Origin of the sequence: Catellatospora sp. NPDC049111 (genome assembly GCF_040648615.1) — a bacterium.
Taxonomy (GTDB): domain Bacteria; phylum Actinomycetota; class Actinomycetes; order Mycobacteriales; family Micromonosporaceae; genus Catellatospora; species Catellatospora aurea.
Map to the genome: position 1 here is coordinate 15,517 of NZ_JBEZEB010000047.1, position 22,555 is coordinate 38,071.

Annotated in this window: 18 protein-coding genes; 9 read left to right on the forward strand and 9 right to left on the reverse strand. The window is 70.2% G+C overall.

Annotated elements, in window-relative coordinates; genetic code table 11:
- Positions 1 to 75: 75 nt before the first annotated feature.
- On the reverse strand, positions 76 to 855 hold the full coding sequence (locus AB0B66_RS37155) for a cupin domain-containing protein (RefSeq protein ID WP_360539159.1): 780 nt from the start codon (positions 853 to 855) through the stop codon (positions 76 to 78).
- On the reverse strand, positions 839 to 1,192 hold the full coding sequence (locus tag AB0B66_RS37160; RefSeq protein ID WP_360539161.1) for a cupin domain-containing protein: 354 nt from the start codon (positions 1,190 to 1,192) through the stop codon (positions 839 to 841). Before AB0B66_RS37160 ends, AB0B66_RS37155 begins: the two co-directional genes overlap by 17 nt.
- A gap of 295 nt (positions 1,193 to 1,487) precedes the next feature.
- Between AB0B66_RS37160 and AB0B66_RS37165 the strand changes: the two genes are divergently transcribed.
- Positions 1,488 to 4,514, forward strand: coding sequence for a family 16 glycoside hydrolase (locus tag AB0B66_RS37165; RefSeq protein WP_360539163.1), 3,027 nt, complete (start codon positions 1,488 to 1,490; stop codon positions 4,512 to 4,514).
- A gap of 103 nt (positions 4,515 to 4,617) precedes the next feature.
- On the opposite strand, the gene AB0B66_RS37170 is transcribed toward AB0B66_RS37165, so the two are convergent.
- On the reverse strand, positions 4,618 to 6,456 hold the full coding sequence (locus AB0B66_RS37170; protein ID WP_360539165.1) for a VWD domain-containing protein: 1,839 nt from the start codon (positions 6,454 to 6,456) through the stop codon (positions 4,618 to 4,620).
- A gap of 365 nt (positions 6,457 to 6,821) precedes the next feature.
- Between AB0B66_RS37170 and AB0B66_RS37175 the strand changes: the two genes are divergently transcribed.
- Positions 6,822 to 7,283, forward strand: coding sequence for a Calx-beta domain-containing protein (locus tag AB0B66_RS37175; protein ID WP_360539167.1), 462 nt, complete (start codon positions 6,822 to 6,824; stop codon positions 7,281 to 7,283).
- Here the strand turns inward: AB0B66_RS37175 and AB0B66_RS37180 are convergent.
- The 3 genes from AB0B66_RS37180 to AB0B66_RS37190 form a co-directional block, all read right to left on the reverse strand.
- Entirely contained in the window at positions 7,280 to 10,315 is a 3,036-nt protein-coding gene (locus tag AB0B66_RS37180) for a BTAD domain-containing putative transcriptional regulator (RefSeq protein WP_360539169.1), read from the reverse strand. The two genes, AB0B66_RS37175 and AB0B66_RS37180, sit on opposite strands and share 4 nt — an antisense overlap.
- A 428-nt stretch (positions 10,316 to 10,743) precedes the next feature.
- Positions 10,744 to 11,598: an alpha/beta hydrolase gene (locus AB0B66_RS37185; RefSeq protein ID WP_360539171.1), complete on the reverse strand. Its 855-nt coding sequence runs from the start codon at positions 11,596 to 11,598 to the stop codon at positions 10,744 to 10,746.
- Between the two features lie 200 nt (positions 11,599 to 11,798).
- Positions 11,799 to 12,326 carry an RICIN domain-containing protein gene (locus tag AB0B66_RS37190; protein WP_360539173.1) on the reverse strand — a complete coding sequence of 176 codons (528 nt, stop codon included), beginning with the start codon at positions 12,324 to 12,326 and terminating at the stop codon, positions 11,799 to 11,801.
- Positions 12,327 to 12,479: 153 nt separating this feature from the next.
- On the opposite strand from AB0B66_RS37190, the gene AB0B66_RS37195 reads away from it, so the two are divergent.
- Positions 12,480 to 13,253: a 2-phosphosulfolactate phosphatase gene (locus AB0B66_RS37195; RefSeq protein ID WP_360539175.1), complete on the forward strand. Its 774-nt coding sequence runs from the start codon at positions 12,480 to 12,482 to the stop codon at positions 13,251 to 13,253.
- Between the two features lie 43 nt (positions 13,254 to 13,296).
- Here the strand turns inward: AB0B66_RS37195 and AB0B66_RS37200 are convergent, their stop codons facing one another.
- Positions 13,297 to 14,025, reverse strand: a complete 729-nt coding sequence (locus AB0B66_RS37200; RefSeq protein WP_360539177.1) for a neutral zinc metallopeptidase — start codon at positions 14,023 to 14,025, stop codon at positions 13,297 to 13,299.
- A 176-nt stretch (positions 14,026 to 14,201) separates the two neighbouring features.
- On the opposite strand from AB0B66_RS37200, the gene AB0B66_RS37205 reads away from it, so the two are divergent.
- The 4 genes from AB0B66_RS37205 (at position 14,202) to AB0B66_RS37220 (ending at position 16,830) form a co-directional block, all read left to right on the forward strand.
- Complete coding sequence (locus AB0B66_RS37205) at positions 14,202 to 14,525, forward strand: hypothetical protein (RefSeq protein ID WP_360539179.1); 324 nt, start codon at positions 14,202 to 14,204, stop codon at positions 14,523 to 14,525.
- Positions 14,522 to 15,526, forward strand: coding sequence for a hypothetical protein (locus AB0B66_RS37210; RefSeq protein ID WP_360539180.1), 1,005 nt, complete (start codon positions 14,522 to 14,524; stop codon positions 15,524 to 15,526). The genes AB0B66_RS37205 and AB0B66_RS37210 overlap by 4 nt, the downstream gene beginning before the upstream one ends.
- A 146-nt stretch (positions 15,527 to 15,672) precedes the next feature.
- Positions 15,673 to 16,152, forward strand: coding sequence for an SPW repeat protein (locus AB0B66_RS37215; protein ID WP_360539231.1), 480 nt, complete (start codon positions 15,673 to 15,675; stop codon positions 16,150 to 16,152).
- Between the two features lie 153 nt (positions 16,153 to 16,305).
- Positions 16,306 to 16,830: a YbhB/YbcL family Raf kinase inhibitor-like protein gene (locus AB0B66_RS37220; RefSeq protein ID WP_360539182.1), complete on the forward strand. Its 525-nt coding sequence runs from the start codon at positions 16,306 to 16,308 to the stop codon at positions 16,828 to 16,830.
- Between the two features lie 15 nt (positions 16,831 to 16,845).
- On the opposite strand, the gene AB0B66_RS37225 is transcribed toward AB0B66_RS37220, so the two are convergent.
- A complete protein-coding gene (locus AB0B66_RS37225) occupies positions 16,846 to 17,508 on the reverse strand; it encodes a hypothetical protein (protein ID WP_360539184.1) in 663 nt (220 codons plus the stop codon).
- A gap of 175 nt (positions 17,509 to 17,683) precedes the next feature.
- On the opposite strand from AB0B66_RS37225, the gene AB0B66_RS37230 reads away from it, so the two are divergent.
- On the forward strand, positions 17,684 to 18,448 hold the full coding sequence (locus tag AB0B66_RS37230) for a methyltransferase domain-containing protein (RefSeq protein ID WP_360539186.1): 765 nt from the start codon (positions 17,684 to 17,686) through the stop codon (positions 18,446 to 18,448).
- A gap of 67 nt (positions 18,449 to 18,515) precedes the next feature.
- Here AB0B66_RS37230 and AB0B66_RS37235 read toward each other — a convergent pair whose 3' ends face one another.
- Complete coding sequence (locus tag AB0B66_RS37235; protein WP_360539188.1) at positions 18,516 to 20,954, reverse strand: tetratricopeptide repeat protein; 2,439 nt, start codon at positions 20,952 to 20,954, stop codon at positions 18,516 to 18,518.
- A gap of 258 nt (positions 20,955 to 21,212) precedes the next feature.
- Here AB0B66_RS37235 and AB0B66_RS37240 point away from each other — a divergent pair, with 258 nt between their 5' ends.
- Positions 21,213 to 22,337, forward strand: coding sequence for a hypothetical protein (locus AB0B66_RS37240; RefSeq protein ID WP_360539190.1), 1,125 nt, complete (start codon positions 21,213 to 21,215; stop codon positions 22,335 to 22,337).
- Positions 22,338 to 22,555: the final 218 nt, after the last annotated feature.

Consider the following 22,555-nt stretch of genomic DNA (forward strand, 5'->3'; position numbering starts at 1 on the left):
TCCCCATCAGGCAAGGGCTGGCCCGGAACGTATCTTAAATATTTATATGAAACGTTTGCAGTGCCGCCGGACCCGCTACCGGATCGGGTAGGTGTTCAGCAGCCCGCACATGCCATGCCGCCCCTGCTCGCCGGGCGCGTCGAAGCCGTGCACCGTGGCGTCGGCCAGATGCTTGGACTGTCCGGCGGCCAGCGCGTCCAGCTGGGCGGCGGTGTCCTGCGCCGCCCGCAGCGCCCCCGTGGCGAACCGCTCCCGCCATCGGGGCAGGTGCGGCGCCACCAGGCGAGCGGCCGCCCGGTGGAAGTCGCGCAGCGGCCCGAGGTCGCCGGCGTCGGCCGCTGCCCGCAACTGCTCGAAACCGCGCACCGCGAGATCGCGCCGGGCGTACGCGGCGGCCAGCGTCGCGCTGGCCGCGCCGTCGGACGGCGGGGCGTCGTCCGCGGCGCCGCCACGAGGCAGGGCGGCGGCAGCGGCGTACCGCGCCGGGTCGGCCAGGACCGAGGGCGGAAACGTCAGCACCGCGTCGCCGGCCTCCGGCAGCCCGCTGTTCTGCATCAACACCGTGATCTCCAGACCGCCGTGGTTGACCAGGCGATGAATGGTGCCCGGGGTGAACCACACCACCGCGCCGGGCCGCAGCGGTGTCTGCCGGAAGCCGCTCATCGTCAGCGTCTGGACCGCGCCGGCGCCGGCCTGCACCACGTACCCCTCGGTGCAGCACAGATGCAGGTGCGGGGTGCCGCCCACCAGGCCGTCGGGGGCGGCGGTGCCGTAGACGCGCAGCTGCGAGACACCCACCCCGCCGGGCAGCGGCGCGATGCCGGCCGGGGGGCCCGGCTCAGTCGAAGTACTCATCGGCGTCATTCGCGGCGGGGAGGCAGACCACCAGGGCCCGCAGGTCGCCCAGCGCCCGGTGCCGGGTGCCGGGCGGGATCAGGAACGCCGACATCGGCTTCGCCGGATGGCGTACGCCGTCCAGCTCCACCTCGCCGACGCCGTCGAGGATCACGTACACCTCGGTCGCGACGCGGTGGTGGTGGGTGACCGCCTTGTCGACCTGCAGCAGGTGGACGCTCACCGCGCCGCCGGACTCGCCCACGAACGCCCGCCGGGTCGTGCCGCAGGAGCACTGCCTGGGGGCGATCTCGGTCAGCTGGACCGCGGCGCTGCCGGCCGTTTCCGGGGTGGTCATCCTGCTGCTCCTCGTCATCGGTCGTGCCTGGGACAAAAATCGGGAAAGGGTTTTCCCGACGGTGGGTAGACGCTAGTGTGCCGCGTAGATGAACGTCAACGTTTCGATGCGATGTCCGAGACGGCCACTCTCGCCGACCCCCCGGAGGCGGTTCACGAAGCGATAGCAGCGAGGTCCCTCGAGAAGACGACGTGGCGGCGCACGTCCCATCCGCGTCAGGCAACCCGCCTGATCCACCCGTCATCCGGGCCCGCGCGTACGCTGCTGCCCGGGTGCGATCGCGACAAGGATCGCCATGAGTCCTTCACCCGTACCCCGAGCCGCCCGTCGCCGGACCTCAGCCATCGTCCTGGGGCTGAGTCTGGCGCTGCTGTCCGTGTCCGTGTCCGTGCCCGCGCACGCCGCGATCCCACCGCAGGATCCCGGAGTCACGCTGCGCACCTACAGCCTCGCCACCGACCTGACCGTGCTGTGCACGCTCAAACCCGGGCAGACCCCCAACTTCGACAAGCTGATGCCGGTGATCAACTGGTCGACCCAGACCGACTTCGGCGTCGCCGACAGATTCCTCACCCAGGTCGTCGCGAACATCAACATCATCACAGCCGGCTCGTACACCTTCCGGCTCACCAGCGACGACGGCTCCCGCCTGCGCATCGACAAGAGCACCGTGGTCGACAACGACGACACCGACAGCACCTTCACGACGGTCGTCAACCACGACGGCGTACACGGCACCTCATCCAAAGACGGCACCGTCGACCTGTCCGCCGGCTACCACAAGCTGCGCATCGAACACTTCGACAACACCGGTGGGCAGGTGCTCAAACTGGAGTGGCAGCCGCCGGGCACCACCCAGTTCGTCGTCGTGCCGACCACGGCGCTGAGCACCGAATCCGGGGTCACCCGGGTGACCGCGCCGGGGACCAAGGAATGCGTCGAGGGCGCCGACACCCCGGGCGACGGGCTGCCGCTGAACGCGGTGCACCCCGATTACACGCTGACCGACCTGCGTCCCAGCGGATTCCAACCGAAAGTCACCGGCATGGACTGGCTGCCCGACAACCGGCTGGCCATCACCACCTGGGGCGGCGACTACGGCACCACCCAGCCGCTCGGCGAGGTCTACCTGCTGGGCAACGTCACCGGCACCACCTCCGCCGCGCAGGTGACGGTGAAGAGGATCGCCACCGGGATGCAGGACCCGATGGGGATCAAGTATGTCGACGGCAAGCTGTACGTCTCGGAGCGGTCCCGGCTGGTCGAACTGAACGACACCAACGGCGACGAGATCATCGACAACAAGCGCACCGTGGCGACGTGGCCGTTCGGCGGGACCTACCACGAGTTCGCGTTCGGCCTGCTCTACCAGGACGGCTACTTCTACCTCAACCTGTCCGTCCAGATCACCCCCGGCGGGCGCACCACCAGACCGCAGCTCGCTGCCAACCGCGGCACCGCGATCAAAGTGAACAAGGCGACCGGCCAGGTCGAATACACGGCGAGCGGACTGCGTACCCCGAACGGCCTGGGGTGGGGTCCCGAAGGCGGCATCTTCGTCACCGACAACCAGGGCGACTGGCTGTCGGCCAACAAGCTGATACAGCTCAAGCCCGGCCGGTTCTTCAACCACTACAACGATCCGGCCGGTCCGTTCGACGCCGGCGCCGTCACCCAGCCGGTCCTGTGGCTGCCGCACAACGAGATCGCGAACTCGCCCAGCACCCCGGTCATGCTCACCCAGGGCCTGTTCGCCGGGCAGATGCTGTTCGGCGACGTCACCTACGGCGGCATCCAGCGGGGCTACCTGGAGAAGGTCAACGGCGAGTACCAGGGCGCGGTCTTCCGCTTCACCCAGGGGCTGGAGGCCGGCATCAGCCGGCTCACGGTCGGCCCCGACGGTGCGATCTACGCCGGCGGCATCGGCGACGAACGCGCCAGCAGCAACTGGCGACAGCAGGGCAAGCTCCGCTACGGGCTGCAGAAGCTGACCCCCGGCGGCAGCAACGCCTTCGACATCCTGGCGATGCGGGCGGTGGCCGGCGGCTTCGAACTCGAATACACCCAGCCGCTGTCGGCCGCCACGCTGAGCGCGCTGACGTCGCGGTACCGCGTCCAGCAGTGGCGGTACACCCCGACGTCGTCTTACGGCGGGCCGAAGGTCGATCTGGAAACGCTGAGCGTCGCCTCGGCCATGCCCTCGGCCGACGGCAGGAAGGTCACGCTGCGCATCAACGGCCTGGAAGCCGGACGGGTGGTCCACGTGCACTCGCCGCGGCCGTTCAGCTCGGCGGCCGGGCAGTCCCTGTGGAGCACCGAGGCCTGGTACACCCTCAACGCGCTGCCCGGCAGCACCTACGAGGCCGAGCAGGCGGCGCTCACCAGCGCGAACGTCGGCACCGAGCATGCCGGATACAGCGGATCGGGCTACGCCGACTACGCCGATGCGGCCAACACCGGCGGGTATGTCGAATGGACCGTCAACGTGCCCGCTGCCGGAGCCCACTCGCTGGCGTTCCGCTACGCCAACGGCAAGACCGTCGACCGGCCACTGGCCATCGCGGTCAACGGCACGACGCTCAGTCCGGCGCTGCCGTTCCCGCCGACAGGCGCGTGGACCACCTGGCGAACCGCATCGCTGACCACGACGCTGCCGGCCGGGCAGGTCAAGATCCGCGCGACCACGACGGGCGCCAACGGCAGCAACCTCGACCACCTGGTTGTCACGCCGGTACCTCGGATCTCCCTGTTCGACGGGGCCGGTCTGGCGGCGTGGGAGAGCGCGGACGGCAGCCCGGCGACCTGGCCGGTGGCGGGAGGGTCCATGGAATCGCTGGGCGGGAACATCCGCACCAGAGCGAAATTCGGTGACTTCAAACTCCACGGCGAGTGGCTGGAACCCGCCTACCCGCCGGAGGTCACCGGGCAGGCCCGCGGCAACAGCGGGTTCTACCTCCAGGAACGCTACGAGATCCAGGTGCTGGACTCCTACGGCGATACCACCCTGGCCAACAACGAGGCCGGTGCCATCTACCTCAAGCGCGCCCCGGACCGGAACATGGCCACCGCGCCCAACACCTGGCAGACCTTCGACATCACGTTCCGCGCCGCGCGGTTCAGCGCGACGGGTACCAAACTCGAAGACGCCAGGGTCACCGTGGTGTGGAACGGCGTCGTCGTCCACAACAACGTCGCGATCAACGGCCCCACCGGCAACGGCCAGCCAGAGGGGGCGGCGCCAGGCTCCATAGGCCTGCAGGATCACGGCGATCCGGGCGCGAACCCCCGCTTCCGCAACATCTGGATCGAACCGCTGAGTTGACGCACGCCCTGGTGCCGCCGCCGGTCTGCGTGCGGCGGCACCAGGGCGCCGAATTTCGTGATCACCACAACCGGACCATCCGGTCGGCGGTACTGGTCAGGTGCTACTGGCGGGGGTTGCCGTCAAGTACCGGAGGAGTCGCGCCGACGTAGGCCTGCGCAGCCCTCTCGCCGAGCACGGCGACGTCCAGGGTGCAGTTGTCGAGCCACGCCTGGTGGATCTCGGCGCGGACGCAGACGGCCTGCGCCTGCTGGCGGAGGTCCTGCGGCAGGTCGTTGACGAAGAACGGCCTGCTCGGGGTGCCGTTCTGGACCTGGCCACTGCACGGGGCGAGCAGAGTGGAGGTCGGCGGGACCCGCCAGCTCTTGCCGTAGACGTTGTACAGGTCATGGAACGACAGCGGGACGTTGAACACCGTGCCGTCAGCCGCTTCGAGCTTGCTGGCGTCGTTGTTCGGGTTGCCGAGCAGGCCGCGCACCGTCGTCGGCCAAGTGCCCAGGCCCACCGACAGGTCGACGTGGGTGGGGTTGACCTGTGCCTTGATGCTGTCGCCGGCTTCGTTGACGACGGTGTAGGTGTTGCCGCTGCGGTTGACGACGACCCCGCCCGGCACGGCGAGCTGGCCTGAGGTGAGGTTGGTCAGGTTGCCGTTGACGTAGAGCTTCGGGCCCAGTGCCACGACGACGCTGGTGCTGCCCGTACGGGTGCCGACGCAGGAGTTGACCGAGGCGTTGGGCCAGTTCGGCGCGCCGGACACCTTGCGCGATTCGACCTGGAAGCCCGTGCCGGTGCGTGCTTCGACGAAGTCGCCGCTGGCCTGGAAGTCGTAGGACAGCCCGGAGAAGGTGTGCTGGTGGGTGTCGCCGATGGCGGTGGCGTACGCGCAGTTGGCGGTCGAGGAGTTGGTCGTGTTCTCCGTGAACACGATGGCGGGGCCGGGCGGTCCGGCGGCCGGCGGGGGAGAGCCGAAGCTGAGGTTGTTGGTCTCGCCGGTGAAGCCCTGGGCAACACAGATGGGCGCGGCGGTGCCGCCGTAGTTGATACGGGTCCGGACGGTCAGCGACGCGCCGGGGTTGAAGTTGGCCTGGAATCCGCCGCCGTCGCCGAACACGTTGAACTCGGCGATCTTCCAGCCGGCGGCCGCGTTGACGTAGTTGCCGCCGGCGATCGTGTAGGCGGTCAGCCCGACGAACGTGGTGACGCTGTCGCTACCGGGGTTCGCGGTGCCGGATACCCGCAGATTGGCCAGGTTCGTGATCGGCTGCATGGGCACCACCGCGCCGAAGGGGCTGTTGCGGTAGCAGTGGATGCCGTAGGTGAACCACCCGGCGGGGCAGGGGGCGCTGTAGAAGATGAGCCAGTACTGGATGAACGACAGTCCGGTGGTGCCGTCCTGGGCGTAGATGAACTGCTCCCAGCCCCGGCAGTTCGGGTCGGGCGAGGCCGCGCAGGCCGTGCTGACGAAGAAGTCGGTGTTCAACTGCAGCGAGTACGCGTTGGCCACCGGTGCCCCCACGCCGTTGGGGGGACTGCTGACGCTGGTGACACCCGAGACGTTGTCGAACGAGCCGATGGCGTTGAAGATGAACCCGCTGGGCGCCTTCGCCGAGAGGTCATCACCGTTGCCCACCACCATGGGCCGCGGACCGGTGCGGGGGCCCATCGGCAGTGCCGGGCGGGGGACCATCGGGTTCCTCGAGGGCGTTGCGCACGCCGAGTCCTGCCACGCCAGGTCCGGATAGGTCGCCTGGTAGCAGCCCTTGGCGGGCCTGGCGAGCTGTGAGATCCTCGTCTGCCAGGTCTGCTGGGCGGCCATGGTGGGTTGCGCGTCGATCGCCGCGCTTGCCTGCGCGGCTCCCGTGGACACCAGCAGCAGGGCCGCCATGGTGACCGCGCTCAGTACCCGGTACCTCGTGGTTCGTGTGGGGCTGGACAGCCTCATCGTTCTCCTCCCGAGTGTTGTCTGTGGGGCACCAATCAGGACAGCAGGCAGCGGCTGCGAAACGGCTGCGAAACGGCTGCCGCCCGCGCGATCGGCATCGACAGCCGTCTGCGCCTGCGTCGGCGACGGGCAGATCTGCAGCTCGCCGGCCCGCCGCCGGTCGTGCCGGGAACGTCGGCCGGTCGATCCGGAGCCGTCACAACCGATTCACAACCGTCGTCTCGTAGCCTGGCCGTGGCCGTCGACGTCCCCAACCCGCCGTCGGACTGGCCGCGGCGAGAAGAGGCGGCCGGAAAAGGCGTCCCGTGATACGACTGCTCCGCCTGCCGCTGGTGACCGCGGCCGCCGCCGCGACACTGACGGCGATGATCCTGCTCGTCGGCAGCCCAGCCGGCACACCGATCCGCCCGGTGAACGTGACCGCGCCGCTGAGCCCGGTGCCGTCTCCCAGCCCTTCGCCGTCTCCCAGCCCTTCGCCGACCTCGGGCGGCTGTGACGGCTGTGTCCAGCCCACAGACACCCTCTGCTGGGAGAGTCACCCGCGCTGCTTCGTGTTCGTGGTGCGGGTGCCGGCCCGAGCCAACCGGGTCACGGCACATTTCAGAACCGTCGGCATGACCGCCCGGCCGGGAATCGACTATGTCGGCGTCGACTCGGGAACGCTGGTGATCGAGCCGAACCAGTCATCGGCCGAGATCGCGATCGAGCTGATACCGAATCCGGCCGCCCGCGATGACCGTACGTTCGGCGTGGAGCTGTTCGGGGTGTCGGGCGCCGAGGTGATCAGACCGATGGCGACCGTGACGATCAGGCGCTCGCGCGGCTAACGGGCCTCGGCTTCGGCCCGATCGAACAGTTCAGCGGCCAGCTCGTCGTGGTGACGCGCCTGCGTCATGCGTTCGGTGCGTGCGGCGAGCTGGCCCAGGTCGCGGTGTATCGCGGCAGTCTCGTACGGGTCCGGGGCCAGCTCGCGCGCCGACAGGGCCAGACTGAGGTGTTCGCCGGCCGCCGCCGTGTCGCCGGCCGCGAGATCGATGCGGCCCAGGTTGGCCAGCGCGATCGCCTCCTGGTGCGGGTCGGCCTGCTGCCGGCTGAGGGTCAGCGCCTGCAGGAAGTACTCGGTGGCCGAGGTGTACTGCTGCCGGGCGAGTTCGGTCAGCCCGAGGTTGTTCAACGTCTCGGCCTGATAGCGGCGGTCGCCGGCCTTGCGCCGCAGGATCAGCGCGTCGTGGAACCGGGCCGTGGCGAGCTCCCACTCGCCGCGGTCGCGGTGAGCCTGGCCCAGGCCGGCCAGCGCCACGGCCTCGAGCCGGGCATTGCCGATCTCGCGACTGGCGGCCAGGGCGCGGCTGAGGTGGCCGAGGGCGAGATCAGCCTGGCCCATGCGGACATAGGCGTCCCCCAGGTTGCTCAGCGTCAGCGCGACCCCCAGCTCGTTGCCCTCGGCCAGGTGCAGCGCCAGCGCCTGACCGTAGGCGTCGACTGCCTCGGGAAAGCGCCGGGCGCCGGCGAGGGCGACCGCGATGTTATTGCGCACGTGGGCCTCACCCCGCTTGTCGCCGTGGGCCTGCAGTACCGCCAATGCCTGGTTCAAGGTGGTCAGCGCCAGGTCGAAGCTGCGGGTGGTCACGTAGGCCACGCCCAGTCCACTGCCCATCAGGCCCTCGGCCACCGGATCACCGGCGGCCTGCGCGGCGGCCAGACCTATGCGGCACAGCTGGATGCGCTGGGTCCAGTGGCCACGGGAGTCGAAGAACCCGGTGACCAGATAGGTCATCTGCCACGCCGTATCGGGGCGGCCGTGGTCTATCGCGCAGGTCAGGACCGGCAGCAGATTCTCCCGCTCACCGTCGAGAAACGACAGCGCACGATCGGCGTCGGCCCGGAACGGCAGCGTCGGCGGAGGATGGGCGACAGCGACGCGGACGCGATCACGGCCACGGTCAACGATCTTGTTGGCGGCGTCGGTGACAGCCAGGTACCAGTCGAGGATCCGGTCCACGATGTCGGCGCGGGCCTGCTCGGATTCGCCGCGCTGAGCGCACTCGCGCGCGTACAGGCCGATCAGGTCGTGGAAGCGATAGCGGCCGTTGGCGATCTCGGTGACCAGGTGCACGGCAGCCAGTTCGTCCAACGCCTGCCGGGCCGAGGTGGGTGTGACGTCGGCGGCCGAGGCGGCCAGATGATGCCCGAAGGTGGCGCCCGGGTGCAGGCCCAGCGCCCGGAACACCCGGGCGGTGAGCGGCTCCAAGACCTCGTACGTCGTCGCGAAGACCGTCCGGAGGTTGCGCGAGTCGCCTTCGACCGACAGCTCGTCCAGCCGCTCGCCGGTGGACAGCTCCTCGGTCAGGTCGGCGATGTCCCGCATCGGCCGGGAGGTCAACTTGGCCGCCGCGATCTGCAAAGCCAGCGGCATGCGGTCGCACAGCTCGACCAGCTGGGCGGCGCTGTCCGGCTCGCGGACCAGCCTGCGCGAACCCAGCACACTGTCGAGCAGGTCCAGCGCCTCGTCGGGGCGCAGCGCATCGAGGGCAACCACCGTGACCGCATGATGGGTCTTCAGCGCGGTGAGCCGGTGGCGGGAAGTCACCACCAGCAGCGTGCCGGTGTTCGCCGGGACGAGCGGCAGGACCTGCGCCACGGTGCCGGCGTTGTCGGCCAGGATCAGCATCCGCCGGTCGCGGGTCAGTGAACGGTACAACCCGACCTGCCCCAGCCCGTCGGCCGGCCCGCCACGGTCGGGCTGGTCGAGGCCGGCCAGCACGTGCGCCAGCGCCTCGGTCGGGGTGACCGCCACCGCCGGGTCATGTCCGCGCAGGTCGAGAAACACCTGCCCGTCGGGGAAGTCCGCGGCGACCCGGTGGCCCCACTGCACGGCCAGGGCGGTCTTGCCCATACCTGCCGCGCCGGAGATCACCACAACCTGGACGTCGGGGTCGGCGGCCGCGGCGTCCAGCTGCGCCAGCTCGTCGCTGCGCCCGGTGAAGTGCCCGACCGGGCCGGGCAACTCCGCCGGGCGGGGCCGCGGCCGAACCGGCGGCGAGAACACCTCGACCGGTGGTGGCCCATGCTGGTCGAGGACCGGATCGCGGCGCAGCATCTGCACGTAGAGCACGGCCAGCTCGGAGCACGGTTCGGCGCCCAGCTCCTCCCGCAGGTGGACCCGTAGCAGGTGGTAGAGGTTCAACGCGTCGTTGGTCCGCCCGCACCGATACAGGGCCAACAGAGCGAGTCCGACCAGCCGTTCGTGAAACGGGTGCCGGGCCAGCAGACGCTGCAGTTCGCCGACCGCGGCGGTGTGCCGCCCCAGGCGCAGCTCGCCCTCCCACAGGTCGCAGTGCGCGGCGAGCCTGACCTCCTCCAACCGGATCAGCTCGCCCGCCGCCCAGCCGTATGCCTCGGCGCCGGCGAAGGCGTCGCCGCGCCAGAGGTCCAGCGCCCGGTGCAGCCGGGTGACGGCTGCCGTGTCGGCGCCTTCGGCGAGTTCGGTGCGCGCCAGTCGGACCTCGCGTTCGAAGCGGTGCGCGTCGACGAGTCCGAGGTCGATGGTCAGCTGGTAGCCCGAGTCGTTCGTGTGCACCAGATCGACCAGGCCGCACTCGTCCAGTGCCTGCCGGAGCCGGGCGATGTGGCTGTGCAGGGTCTTCACGGCCGTGCGCGGCGGTTCGTCGCCCCAGAGGCCGTCGACCAGCCAGGTCGTGGATATGGTGTCAGGCGCGCCGAGTGCGAGCAGCCCGACCAGGGCGGGTTGGCGGTTTCCGGTGAACACGGCGTGGCCGGACGGTCCGGCCACCTCGATCGGACCGAGCAGCCGGATGCGCGGTGCCTGCTCAGCCGGAGCTGATCTGGTCTGTGTCACCCCGGCCTCCTTCCCCACCGCGCGAACGCAGACAGTCATCATCACCTATCTCTCAGTCGAGGATAGGCGGTGATCGACAGAGGCGACAGCCATCTCGCGGCCGAATGGCAGAAGGCTCGCCCATCTGGATCGAACCGCTGAGCTGACGCAAGATTCCGGTGCCGCCGCTGGTCTGCGCGCGGCGGCACCGGAGTGCTCCGACCTAAGTGATGTGATCCCGGAGGGCCGCGTGGATGTCGTCGAGCGACCAGGTCAACGACGCGCCCTGGATCACGGTCGGGGTGCACCGCCCATGAGCGCGCCGAGCACTACCGGGACACAGGCGAGACCGAGCAGCGTCAGATATCGCGCGTCGGGTCGTATCCGGACCAGCATCGGCATCCCGGCTTCCCGTTGCCGCCTCGTGATCGGCGTTGGTCAGGTCGACGTCAGTTCGTCGCGCGTACTGCTTTGAGGATGACGCCGGCCACGACGTCCGGGCGGGCGACCAGCGACAAGTGCCCGGCGCGCACCTCAGTGATCACGGAGTGGGCGCGGTCGGCCATGAACCGCTGCTGAGCCGGTGGAATCACCTTGTCCTGCGTGCCGAGCACCCACCAGGAACGGATGGTCTGCCACGCGGGAACGCCCGACGGCTGCCCGCCGGCGCTGAACGCGAACGGCCGCTGGATGGTGTAGAGGATGTCGGCCGTCTGCCTGGGCACGCCGTTGGCGAAGGACTGTGTGAGGACGTTCTTCTTGAGGTAGAGGTCGACGTCGCCGGGCGGTGCCTGGGGATACGGGACGAAGTCGAAGGTGGTGGCCGGGTCGCCGGACAGTGCCGAGTCGGGGCCGGAGAGTTGGAAGACGTTCTCGCCCTGGGCGGGTGCGAAGGCGTCCACGAAAACCAGGGCTTTGACGTTGCGGTTGCCGGTGGCGGCGTTGGTGATGACCGCTCCGCCGTAGGAGTGTCCGGCCAGGACGATCGGGCCCTGGATCGTGGACAGGAAGTCGGCGATGGTCTCGGAGTCGCCTGGCAGGCTGCGCAGCGGGTTGGGCGGGACGCGCACCACGAGTCCGTCGTCGAGCAGGCGTGCGGTGACGGCGTTCCATGACGAGCCGTCGGCCCATGCGCCGTGCACGAGCACGATCGTGGGTTTCGTTCTCGCATATCCGCCGCCGGCGGCCGAGGCGGTGCCCGTCGCGGTGAGGGTCAGAGAGGTCGCCATGACCACGGCGAACAACTGGATCAGGTGCCGCCGCCACCGGCCGCGGACCCCTGAAGACACGTGGATCTGATTCACGAAGCCTCCTGCGAACGCTTCTTGTCGGGCCGACCCGCCCGCACACCTAACGTCACAGTGATCACACAGTTACTCAGAGCGCATGTCTTCGCGACCACCAGATCGCCGCCGGAAGCGGCGCGGCCGCGCCGGTGGTGGGCCACCGAACCTCGACCGCGCCGCCACTTCGCCCTGCTCGACGGACATACCGCGAAAAGGGCTCAGGAGTCCAGGTAGAACCAGAGCTGGTCGTGGTACTGGGGCAGACACGTGTACTGCACGACCGCCGTGGTGCCGCTCTGCGAGATGAGGCACTTGCCGCTGCTGCGGTTCTTCAGCATGATGTCACCCCAGTCGCCTTCTTCGATGGCCTCCCACTGCTGGCTCCACGGAATCGAGCTGGTGTCGGCGGTGCTGCAGGTGTACTGGGTGGCGTTGGTGTTGAGGGAGTTGTTCGGCATCCGGAGGCACTTGTCGCTGTTCCGGTTGCGGATCTGGTGATAGCCGTTGCCCAGGGGGACGAACTCCCAGTACTGGTCGGCGAACACGTTGTCCTCGCAGAGGTCCCACTTGTACACCGGCTGGTTGTTGGCGGTGCCCTGAACGTACATGCACCCCCATCCCACCTCGTTGCGGAGCCTGAAGACTCCGGAGATGTCGACGCCTGCCTGCGCGGGTGCGCCGATCGTCACCAGCGGCGCGATGAGGGCGATCGTCAGTAGGATCGCTCGGGCGGCTACGCGTCTCATGGGGGCTCCAAAGCGTGTGAAGGACTCCTGCTCCGAGAGGGGAGTGTTTCGTCGGACATGTTCAGCGGTCATTGCTTTTCGGGTGACGCCGAATCCGGCAGGCGGCGCGGGGCCGCCGTGGTCCGTCCCGAGCGAGTGCCGCATCATCTCCTGATGATCACTCCCTATCAGCAGGCCGGTTACCGGGTGCGCGTCGACTGGGGTCCGCAGGGCGCCGACGCCGTGGGCACCGGAGCCGCCCTGGTCGCGGTGGTGGACGTGCTGTCGTTCACCACCGCGCTGACCGTCGCCGCCGACCAGGGCATCGAGGTGTTCCCGTACCGGTGGCGAGACGCTCGGGCGTTCGAGTTCGCCCGCAGCCACGACGCGTTGCTGGCGGTGGGCCGCTCCGAGGTGGGCCCGGCGCACCCGGTGAGTCTGTCGCCGGCGACGATCCGGTCGGCGGCCGGAGTACGGCGGCTGGTGCTGCCGTCGCCCAACGGGTCGACGATCACCCAGCGGCTGGCCGAGGCGGGCGCGACGGTCGTCGGAGTGTCGCTGCGCAACGCCGCGGCGGCCGCGGACTGGGCGGTCGCGCACCTGGCCGGGGCCGACGAGGCGGTGGTGGCGGTGGTCGCCGCGGGTGAGCGGTGGCGGGCCGACGACACGCTGCGCCCGGCTGTCGAGGACCTGTGGGGCGCGGGCGCGTTCGTCAGCGCCCTGGCCGGCCACGGGTTCGGGCCGCTGTCGCCGGAGGCGGAGGTCGCCGCGGCGGCGTACCAGCAGGTGGCGGGCCGGTTGCCGCAGGCGCTGCAGGACTGCGCCAGTGGCCGGGAACTGATCGGCTACGGGTATCCGCAGGATGTGGCGATCGCCGCCGAGGTGGCCGGCAGCCGGGTGGTTCCGGTGCTGGACGGCGTGAGTTTCCGGCCGCGGCACCTGCCATGAGCAAGGTCCCGGCCGGTCGGCCGGGACCGCGACCGGTGGCCGCTCAGCTGAGCCGGCAGGCCTTCAGGGAGCCGTCGTAGCCGGAGAAGAACGCGTCGGTGCGCTGCGCGACGGTGCCGTGCGACTCGGGCGCGAACCAGGGCTGGTCCTCCGGGTCGCCGACGGCGAGCAGCCCGCGGCGGAACTCGTCGAGGTCGCCGTCGTCGAGGCTGAGCAGGTCCCGGCGCACCGAGTCGCCGAGGTACGCGCCCGCCATGCAGTCGGCCTGGAGTTCGTGGTCGATCGCGTACCGGTGCTCGACCCCGAGCCGGGCCTGCACGGCGTGAGCGTATTCGTGGCCGAGCAGGTAGAACACGAACGCGTCGCCGATCCGGCGGAACGCGGTGACGGCCCAGCCGGCGTCGTAGGCGATGAAGTCACCGGCTGGGCAGTAGACGGCGTTGTCGGCGGGGATGGGCTCGCGGCCGCAGGCCAGGTCGCCGGTGTCGCGGTAGGTCCGGACGGCGCGGACCGGCCCGAACGTCACCCCGGAGGCCTCGAAGACGGCTGACCAGTACGTCTCGGCGAGGCTGACGGCGTCCCGCGCGTCCTCCTCGAACTCCTCGACGGTCTTGGTGCCGTCGACCTTGGCGGTCGGCGTGGCCGCGGGGGCGGGGGGCGGGGAGGTCGAGTCGTCGGGCAGGGTCGGGTCGGGCAGCGCCCCGCAGCCGAGGGTCAGCACGGCGGCGGCGACGAGCGCGACGGTCCAGCGGGTGCGGTGGCGGGCGGGCATCGGCGGCATCCTTTCACGGGGTGTCCTCTGTTGTACCTTCCGATGCCCAATCCGTGCGGGTTCAGTCGGCGGCGGTGCCGCGAGGTGACTGCCGGTGCAGGGTGAGGAAACCTGGCCGCCCTGACTGTCCGATGTGCAGATACGGTGTACCACCGGCATCCCGCAGAGGAGAGATCGTGGAACAGGACGAGCAACGCCCGGACACGACGGCCGCCGCGGTCGGGCCATGGCCGTGGGCCGGCAGTCCGGCAGATGAGCCGCCGAACACGTCCGGTCCGGTGTCGGCGACGCCCCCGGGACCAGACCTCTATCAGGCCCCCTGGTACGCCGTCCAGCCGTCACCGGATCCGTCGGCCCCGATCAGCTTCCCGGGTGGCCCGCCACCGGGTCCCGATCTCGGTGCCGGCGGTTTCGTGCGTGAACGGTCGACCGGCCCGCTGACACCCGACACCCCGGGCGTGTTCGAGCGGCTGCTGCGGCGCCTGCGCAGTGGCGCGTGAGCGACATCGCCAAGGGCATCCTGGGCGGTGGATGGGGCCTGGTCGTCGGCTGGATCCTGCCGACACTCATCAACGTGGCGCTGTTCGTCGCGCTCGCGCCGACGGTGTCCGGGGTGTCGGCGGGTGACCTGCTGAGCGGAGCGGCCACCCCGACGGTGGCTGCGCTCGGCGCGGGAGTGCTGGTGGCAGGGCTGGTCCTGGCGGCGGTGCAGAACTTTCTCTACCGGGTCCTGGAGGGTTACACGCTGTGGCCGGGCGCTGCGCAGGGCTGGGGGCGGCGGCGGCAGCTGCGCCGCAAGCGCCTGTTGACCGACCGGCACGACGCGATGCGGCTGGCCGCCGCCGAGGCTGCGGGCCAGGACGTGGCCGAGGCGATCGCGCCGTATCGCGCGCACCGCCGGTTGTCGCGATACACCCGCAGGATCGAGGGTTCGGCCGTCGCGATCGGCCTGGCCGCCGAGCGCCTGCGCCGGTACCCGATCGACGACGACCAGATCGCGCCGACGCGGCTCGGCAACTCGATCCGCAGGCTCGAGGAGTACGCGTGGAGCCGGTTCGGGCTCGACTCGCAGGTCCTGTGGAGCGAGCTGGTCTGCCTGGTCGACGAGCAGGCGCGCAAGGAGGAGAGCACGGCGCGGACGAACGTCGACTTCTTCGTGTGCATGCTGTCCGGGCATGTGCTGCTGGCGGGTGCGCTGGCCGGTCTGTGGCTGGCCGGGACGCTCTCCGGGCCGGTGCCGCTGGTCGCCGCCGGTGTGCTGGTCGTGGTCGCGCGGATCTGGTATTCGGCGGCCGTCCGCGCGGTCGACAGCTGGGACGGGGCGGTCCGCTCGATGGTCAACCTCGGCCGCGGGCGGCTGGCCGAAGCCCTCGGGTTGGTGATGCCGGCGACGCTGGCCGATGAGCGGGCGATGTGGCAGTGCGTGGCCCGGCTGATACGCGACCCCGCCGAGCCCGGTGCCGCATCGGCCGTCGACGCCTATCGCAAGGCGCTGGCGTAGCCGCCGCCCGGTGGTGCGGGCGCGACCGCGGCGATGGGCGGGCCCTCGTTCGCGCTAATGGGTCGGTGATGGCTCTGACCAGCGTAAAGTCAGCTAAGGTCGGCCTTAGGAAGGCTGTTTGATGGTGTCGTTCGGAGGTGTTTAGCATGACTGTTCGAACCCCTCGCATCGAAGATCATCCGGACCTGGCGGAGCTTCGGCTGCGCTACGAGGAAGCCGCCGAAACCCCGACCGCACAGGTAGCGGAGGGTCTGACCTTTCTGTCCGGCCTCTACCTCGCGATCTCGCCCTGGGTAGTGGGCTTCACCGGCAACTCCAACCTCACGGCGAGCAACATCATCTGTGGTGTCGCACTGGCCGTGCTGGCCCTGTGCTTCGCCACCATGTACGGACATTCGCACCGGATCGCGTGGGTCGCACCGATCATCAGCGCATGGGTGATCGTCTCGCCCTGGCTGGTCAGCGGTCCCACGCCGAGTACCCGCGCCATCGTCAGCAACGTCATCGTCGGCCTGGTCGGGCTGGTGTGCACCATCGCCATGATGTCTCTGGGCAGGCGAAGGGTTGCCGACACGGCAGGCCTGAGGGCATCGGCGCAGTCGTACCGAGAGGTGCCGCGGCCGTAGCTTCCGGTGGCCGGCCTCGGCGGCGTCGGATGCCGTGACCTGTTCTTCCGACACGAAGCGCACGGAGGGCTGTTCAGCGCTGCCGCCGTCGGCAGCGCTGAACAGCGCCGATGGTCACCCATAGGAGCCAGTTGATCCGGAAGGCACACGGTCATGCTTCCCTACGATCCGTACGACCTCCTTCCCCAGGTGGGCACGTTCACGTTGACATCGGAATCGGTGACCGACGGGCAACCCCTGGGCCGGGACCAGACCGGCGGCATCATGGGGGCCGGCGGCTCGGACATCTCGCCGCAGTTGAGCTGGTTGGGATTTCCTGAGCAGACCCGCAGCTTCGCGGTGACGGTACTGGATCCGGACGCGCCGACGGCCTCGGGTTTCTGGCACTGGGCCGTCGCCGATCTGCCCGCCACGGTCACCGAGCTCGCGGCAGGGGCCGGCGACGGGCGCAGACTACCCGGCACGGCGGTGACCCTGCGCAACGACGACGGCCTGGCGCGGTATGTCGGCGCGGCTCCCCCACCCGGACACGGCCCGCACCGCTACTTCATCGCGGTACACGCGGTGGACGTGCCCACACTCGACCTTCCTGACGGCGCGACGCCCGCATACCTAGGATTCATGCTGTTCACCCACGGCATCGCGCGGGCCGTGATCCATGGCGTCCACGAGAGGTAGGCCCGGCCGAGACGATCAGAGGCTTCCGTAGGACTTCCGGGTCAGCACGGCAGGGTCGACGAACGCCGGATCACACGGGGTGTCCGTGCGGTACGGTCCGGCGTCGGCGTCCCATTCGTCCTCCTCGTCGCCGAGGCGCTCGATCAGAGCGAAGAGGAGGTCCTCGACCGGGCGTAGCGCGGCGACCGGGGCTTCCAGGTCTGCCGAGGCGACGAACCTGCCCTCGGCCGGGCCGACCGACAGCACGGACAGCCAGCCGTCGTCGTCGGCGGAAAGCATGTTCGCTCCGGTCTCGGACCAGAAGAGCACGGTGCCGTCGCCCGGTCCGGCCATGACCGGTCCGGCCCCGGCGAACATCAGTAGCGCCGTGCGCACGTGTTCCTCCGCGAAGCCGAATCGGAGCAGATATGCCTCCAGCGCGCCCTCGCGGTGCAGCAGCACCGTCGACTGCGGGCCGCCGTCGCACGCCTGCTCGACCAGGCCGCCGAAGAACTCTCGGGGCGTCGCTCCCGCGGCGTCCCATGCGCCGTCGGCGCTTTGGCCGTCCCAGTACCGGCCGGAGAACATCGCCGCCGGGTTGGTGATGGCGTCGCGGCCGGGCGCGGGCGTGTCGAGCCAGCGTTCGAAACCCTCCCGCGACATCGGGATGCGGGCTGCCAGCAGGAAGGTGTCCGACACCGCGTCCTCCAGGAAATGATCGGCGAGCGCGGCAGCCTATCGGCCCGCGCCCGGCGGCGTCCAGCCATGACGGACCTCCCCGCCGCTGTCCGCCCGGCGACCAGGTCCGGGGGCGCGACTGGCTGGACGACGAATGAACTGACCCTCGCGTTCGGCCGCGACCTATCGTTAGACAATGAAGTACGCCGATGGAGTGCTGGGCAAGGACATCCCGACCGAGTTGGCTCGCCTGCGGGCGCTGGAAGAGCTCTGCGACCCGATCTCCAAAGGACTCATCGGAAGTCTCGGTCTGGCACCCGCCTGGCGCTGCGCGGACGTCGGCGCAGGAGCGGGCTCGGTGGCAGGATGGCTTGCCGAGACAGCCACCGTCGTGGCGACCGATCTGGACACCCGTTTCCTGACCCCCGGCGAACGGCTGACCGTGCTGACCCACGATGTGACCGCCGACCCCGTGCCAGGTGGTCCGTTCGACCTCGTCCATGCGCGTTTCCTGCTCGAGACGCTCCGTGATCCCGAGGCTGCCGTCGGGCGGCTGGTCGAGTGGCTGCGCCCCGGCGGCCACCTGGTGGTGGTCGGGGTCGACCTGACGGTGTCGGCGATGACGCCGCATCCGGAGCTGCGGGCGGTGACCGGCGCCCTGCTGGAAGTGTTCCGTGAGCAGATGGGCACCGAGCCGACCTTCGGCAGGCGGCTACCGTCGCTGCTCGCGGCGTACGGCATGACCGACATCCGGATGGCGGTGCATCCGCTGCTGGTCGGTGACGGCGGGGCGGGGGAGAGGGTCATGCGGGCGACGTTCGAGCAGGCCTTCGACACGATGGTGGCCACCGGGCGGCTGACCGCCGAACAGGTCGAAGCGAGCAGGGCCTGGTTCGGGCGGCCCGGCCACCTGGACATCCTTGCCCTGATGCCGGTCGTGTGGGCCCGCCGCCCGCGATGACCCCGTCTGTTCTCGGGAACGGCAGCTGTGCGGCGTCCGCGCCGTAGAGCTGCGCGACCTGTCGTGGTCATCCAGGGTCCGGTCCAGCGCTCGGTGCCCCGCCCGCAGGCGCGGTGGCGCGGACCAGTCGGTGGCGTACCCCCTCGGCATCGGGATGGCCGAGGTCGTCGAAGATGCGCAGGGCCCGCTGCCAGGTGCGTACGGCGCCGGCTCGGTCGCCCAGCGACCATCGGCTGTCACCGAGCCGGTTCAAGGTCTCCGCTTCGTCATAGCGGTCACCGAGCTGCGTGATGAGGATCAGGGCCCGCTGGTAGCACGCGACCGCCTGGCGGTGGCGGCCGAGACGGTCGTGGATGAAGCCGAGGCTGTCCCAGGTGTTCGCCTCGCCGTGTCGGTCGTCGGTCTGGCGCAACAGCACCAGCGCTCGCCGGCAGTGGTCGAGCGCCGGCCCGTACCGGCCGAGTCTGGCGTACGCCCACCCCACCCCGTTGTGTGCGCTGGCCTCTCCGGACAGGTGCCCGGCGATCCGGTACAGCTCCAGGCCAAGCTGCGCGTGGTGCAGGGAGTCGGCATGGCGGCCGAGTCGATCCAGTAGTGCGCCGAACGCCCGGTGGGTCCGTGCCTGCCCGGTGTGGTCGCCGAGTTCGCCGAAGAGCTTCAGCGCCGCGCGGTAGTGGCCCTCCGCCTCCTCCCGTTCGCCGACGCGGGTAAGCGCACGGGCGAGATCGCGGTGTGCGCCGGCCTGCCCGGGCCGCTCGCCGACCTGCTGTGCCGCGGCGAGGGCGGTGCGCTGCGCAGCGACCAGGTCCGACCAGTGCCCTTGGCGTTGCAGGAAGTCCACCAGGGTCCGTGCCAGCCGCCAGGCGTGCTCTTCGCACCGGGCGCGTGCGGCGTGGGCGACCGCGGCCAGGAGCACGCGGTACTCGGCGGTGAACCAGCTCAGCGCGTGGTCGTGATCGGCGATCTCCTCGGATGCCACCCCGGGTGCGGCGTCGGGCAGGCTGATCGGGTCCCACCCGGGCTGCAACAGCAGTGCGGCCGCGTGTGCCGTGTGCAGGTAGTGGTCGAGTCCGCGCTGGATCGCCGCGCGCTGGGTGTCGGGGGTGTCGATGCTTTCCGCCAGGTCGGCCGCGTACGCCCGCAGCAGGTCGTGGCGGCTGAACCTGCCTGGCAGGTGTTCGGTGACCAGGTGCGCATGGGCCAGCTCGGCCAGTAGCCGGCGCACCTGGATCCGGGGCAGGCCGGCCAGGCTGGCAGCGGCGGGGATCGCGGTGTCCGGCCCCGGATGGCAGGCGAGCAGCCGGAACAGGCGCGCGGCGGGTGGGCTCAGATGCTGGTACGACCAGGAGAAGACCCTCTGTACGTCGGTGCCGGCATCGCCGCCGACGAACCCGTCGGGTAGCCGCCTCGTCTGGCGCAGCTCGGCGGCGAGCGTGGACAGCGGAAACGACGGATGGGCCGCTCCTCGGGCGGCGACCACCGCCAGCGCCAGTGGCAGCCGCGCGCACCGTTCGATCATCTCGTTCACGGCGTGCGGTTCTGAGGTCAGCCGGTCTGCTCCGAGGCGCCGTGCCAGGAACTGCCACGCCTCGTCGAAGGAGAGCAGGTCGACGGTGATCGGGACGGCGCCCTCGGCGGCGACCAGGCCGTCGAGGCGGTTGCGGCTGGTCGCCAGGACCAGGCAGCTCGGGCTGCCGGGTAGCAGGTGGCGCACCTGCTCGACGTCGCGGGCGTTGTCCAGCACGATCAGCATCCGCCGGTCGGCGAGCAGGCTTCGGTACAGCCCCACCTGCGCGGGCAGGTGTGTCGGGAGGCGTTCGGGCGGCACGTCGAGTGCCTCCAGGAACCCGCGTAGGGCCTCGGCGGGCGTCATCATGGGGCCGCTGGGGTCGAACCCGCGCATGTTGACGTAGAGCTGGCCGTCCGGGTAACGCGCTGCGGCGCGGTGGGCCCAGTGCACCGCGAGAGTCGTCTTGCCGACCCCGGCGGTGCCCGACAGCACCACGCTCGTGGCGGCCGGTTCGGCTGAGCCGCTTGTCCCACCGGTAGTGGTGGCGCCGTCGAGCTGGGCGAGCAGCTCTGCGCGGCCGACGAATGCGGTCAGGGCCGGTGGCAGCTGCTGCGGCACGGGAGCACCTGCCGCCAGGTTCATGCGACGTCGGCCTTCCTCGACCTGGTCGCGCGCGGTCGCCAGCGCGCCTTGCTCGGCGCTGGTGGCCCCGAGCAGCCGGGTCAGGATGTCGAACCGCTCGGTGGGGGGCAGGACGTTTCCCGCGAAGTACTCCCCGATGATTCCGTGGGACCAGCCGGTCTTCGCCGCCAGTTGCCGGTACGTCAACAAGCTGCCGCCATGCCGGCGGGCGTGGCGGTGCCGCAGCTTGCGCAGCAGCAGGGCCAGGTCCCGCACCGTCTGCAGTTCGCGGTCCACCGCGAGCGCGAAGTGGGGTTCGTCGGGTGTCTGCTGGAACGCCCGGCTTGTAACGGGGCGTGCTGGCTGGTCGTGCATGTTCTCTCCCCCTGCCGGACATGCGGAAGGCACCCATGGCCGAGGTCGCGTTCCATGGGTCGCTTGTGGACTGCCGCAGCAATGCTCGGCGGGCCCGTACCGCCGCCCGTGGCGATCCACCGCGCCAGTGCGGAGGCCTGCGCCACAGGTCCAGGTGTCCAACATGTCCAACATCCCCATTGGACAGTCGTTCCATCGACAACAGTAACCGTCTGAGCGGATGCCGCACGGGCTCCGCCACAGGTTGGGAGAACATGAATGGCAGTCACAACGACCGGGCGACAGGTGTCCGCGGCCCGGATCCTCGCGGCCGTCGCGTTGGCGGCCGGGGTGGCCCTGGCCGCGCCCCAGTCCGCCGCGGCCGCGCCCGACGATGCGGGCCTTTCGGCGAAGGCCGGAGTGACCGGAGGCGCGGTGGCCGTCCACGCCGAAGCCTGGGCAGCCGGACGGGCGAAGTACGGGCGAAACGTCACCGCGGCCCAGGCGGTCGACGCGTTCTGGACGCCGGAGCGCATGCGCGCGGCCCGGCCGATCGAGGAGTCGCCCGAGTACGCCCGCGCCATGGCCGCGGGCAGTGCGGCGGCGAAGGCCGCGGCACCACAGGCGGCCACCGCCGCCCGCAAGCCCACGGTGATCCCACCCTATGAAGGGGCCTTGGGCACCCCCAAGGGCGATGGCGCGTCGACACTGGCCGTCAACCCGAACTTCGCCTCGTCCCACCCGACCGCGCGCACCAGCGGCAAGGCGTTCTTCGTGCTCGGCGGGCTCTCCTACCAGTGCTCTGGCACCGTGGTGAACTCCGCCGGCGCCGACACGGTATGGACGGCCGGACACTGCATTCACAGCGGCGCCGGCGGCCAGGCCGCCTCCAGCTGGGCGTTCGTGCCGGCCTACGACGACGACCTGGCCAACCCGCGGCCGTACGGCACCTGGTACGCCGTCAGCATCTGGACCATGAACGCCTGGATCAACTCGTCGGCCCCGGCCGAGGACATGGGCGTGGCGATCATGGGCACGCTGAACGGCAACCACATCGTCAGCTACCTCGGCGGCCAGGGACTGTGGACGTTCGCCGGCACGCAGAACCTGCAGAACGCGTTCGGCTACCCCGCCCAGGCCCCGTTCGACGGCGGCAACCTGCTGCGCTGCAGCGGCTACTCCTCGCAGGAGAACGCCAACGTCTGGACCGAGACGATCAAGATTCCCTGCAACTTCAACAAGGGCGCGAGCGGTGGCGGCTGGTTGCTGAACTGGGACGGCAACTGGGGCCTGGTCAACGGGATCAACAGCCGGGTCGACAAGCTGCCCAATCCCACGATCGTGGCGTCGCCGTACTTCGACCAGACGGCCCTGGACCTGTACGACTTCACCAAGAACATGTGACCTGTCCGCAGCCGCGGATCTCATGAGGATGCTGTGGGAGTCACACGACTCCCACAGCATCCTCATATACCGGGACCGGCAACCTGGGCGATCTGTTTGAAGACTGAAAGCGATCTGAAAGGGGTCGCGACCATACTCCGTCCGGTATCAGCCTGCGTGCTGGCTGATAGGGGCGGAGGGTGCTGTGAGAAGAGGTTTCCGGGGCGCGCGATGGATGC

Coding starts and splice junctions, on each gene's coding strand:
- AB0B66_RS37215 (WP_360539231.1), top strand. CDS start 15,673: ATGACTGTTCGAACCCCTCGCATCGAAGATCATCCGGACCTGGCGGAG.
- AB0B66_RS37190 (WP_360539173.1), bottom strand. CDS start 12,326: ATGAGACGCGTAGCCGCCCGAGCGATCCTACTGACGATCGCCCTCATC.
- AB0B66_RS37160 (WP_360539161.1), bottom strand. CDS start 1,192: ATGACCACCCCGGAAACGGCCGGCAGCGCCGCGGTCCAGCTGACCGAG.
- AB0B66_RS37170 (WP_360539165.1), bottom strand. CDS start 6,456: ATGAGGCTGTCCAGCCCCACACGAACCACGAGGTACCGGGTACTGAGC.
- AB0B66_RS37240 (WP_360539190.1), top strand. CDS start 21,213: ATGGCAGTCACAACGACCGGGCGACAGGTGTCCGCGGCCCGGATCCTC.
- AB0B66_RS37235 (WP_360539188.1), bottom strand. CDS start 20,954: ATGCACGACCAGCCAGCACGCCCCGTTACAAGCCGGGCGTTCCAGCAG.
- AB0B66_RS37230 (WP_360539186.1), top strand. CDS start 17,684: ATGAAGTACGCCGATGGAGTGCTGGGCAAGGACATCCCGACCGAGTTG.
- AB0B66_RS37175 (WP_360539167.1), top strand. CDS start 6,822: ATGATCCTGCTCGTCGGCAGCCCAGCCGGCACACCGATCCGCCCGGTG.
- AB0B66_RS37165 (WP_360539163.1), top strand. CDS start 1,488: ATGAGTCCTTCACCCGTACCCCGAGCCGCCCGTCGCCGGACCTCAGCC.
- AB0B66_RS37155 (WP_360539159.1), bottom strand. CDS start 855: ATGAGTACTTCGACTGAGCCGGGCCCCCCGGCCGGCATCGCGCCGCTG.
- AB0B66_RS37195 (WP_360539175.1), top strand. CDS start 12,480: ATGATCACTCCCTATCAGCAGGCCGGTTACCGGGTGCGCGTCGACTGG.
- AB0B66_RS37220 (WP_360539182.1), top strand. CDS start 16,306: ATGCTTCCCTACGATCCGTACGACCTCCTTCCCCAGGTGGGCACGTTC.
- AB0B66_RS37200 (WP_360539177.1), bottom strand. CDS start 14,025: ATGCCCGCCCGCCACCGCACCCGCTGGACCGTCGCGCTCGTCGCCGCC.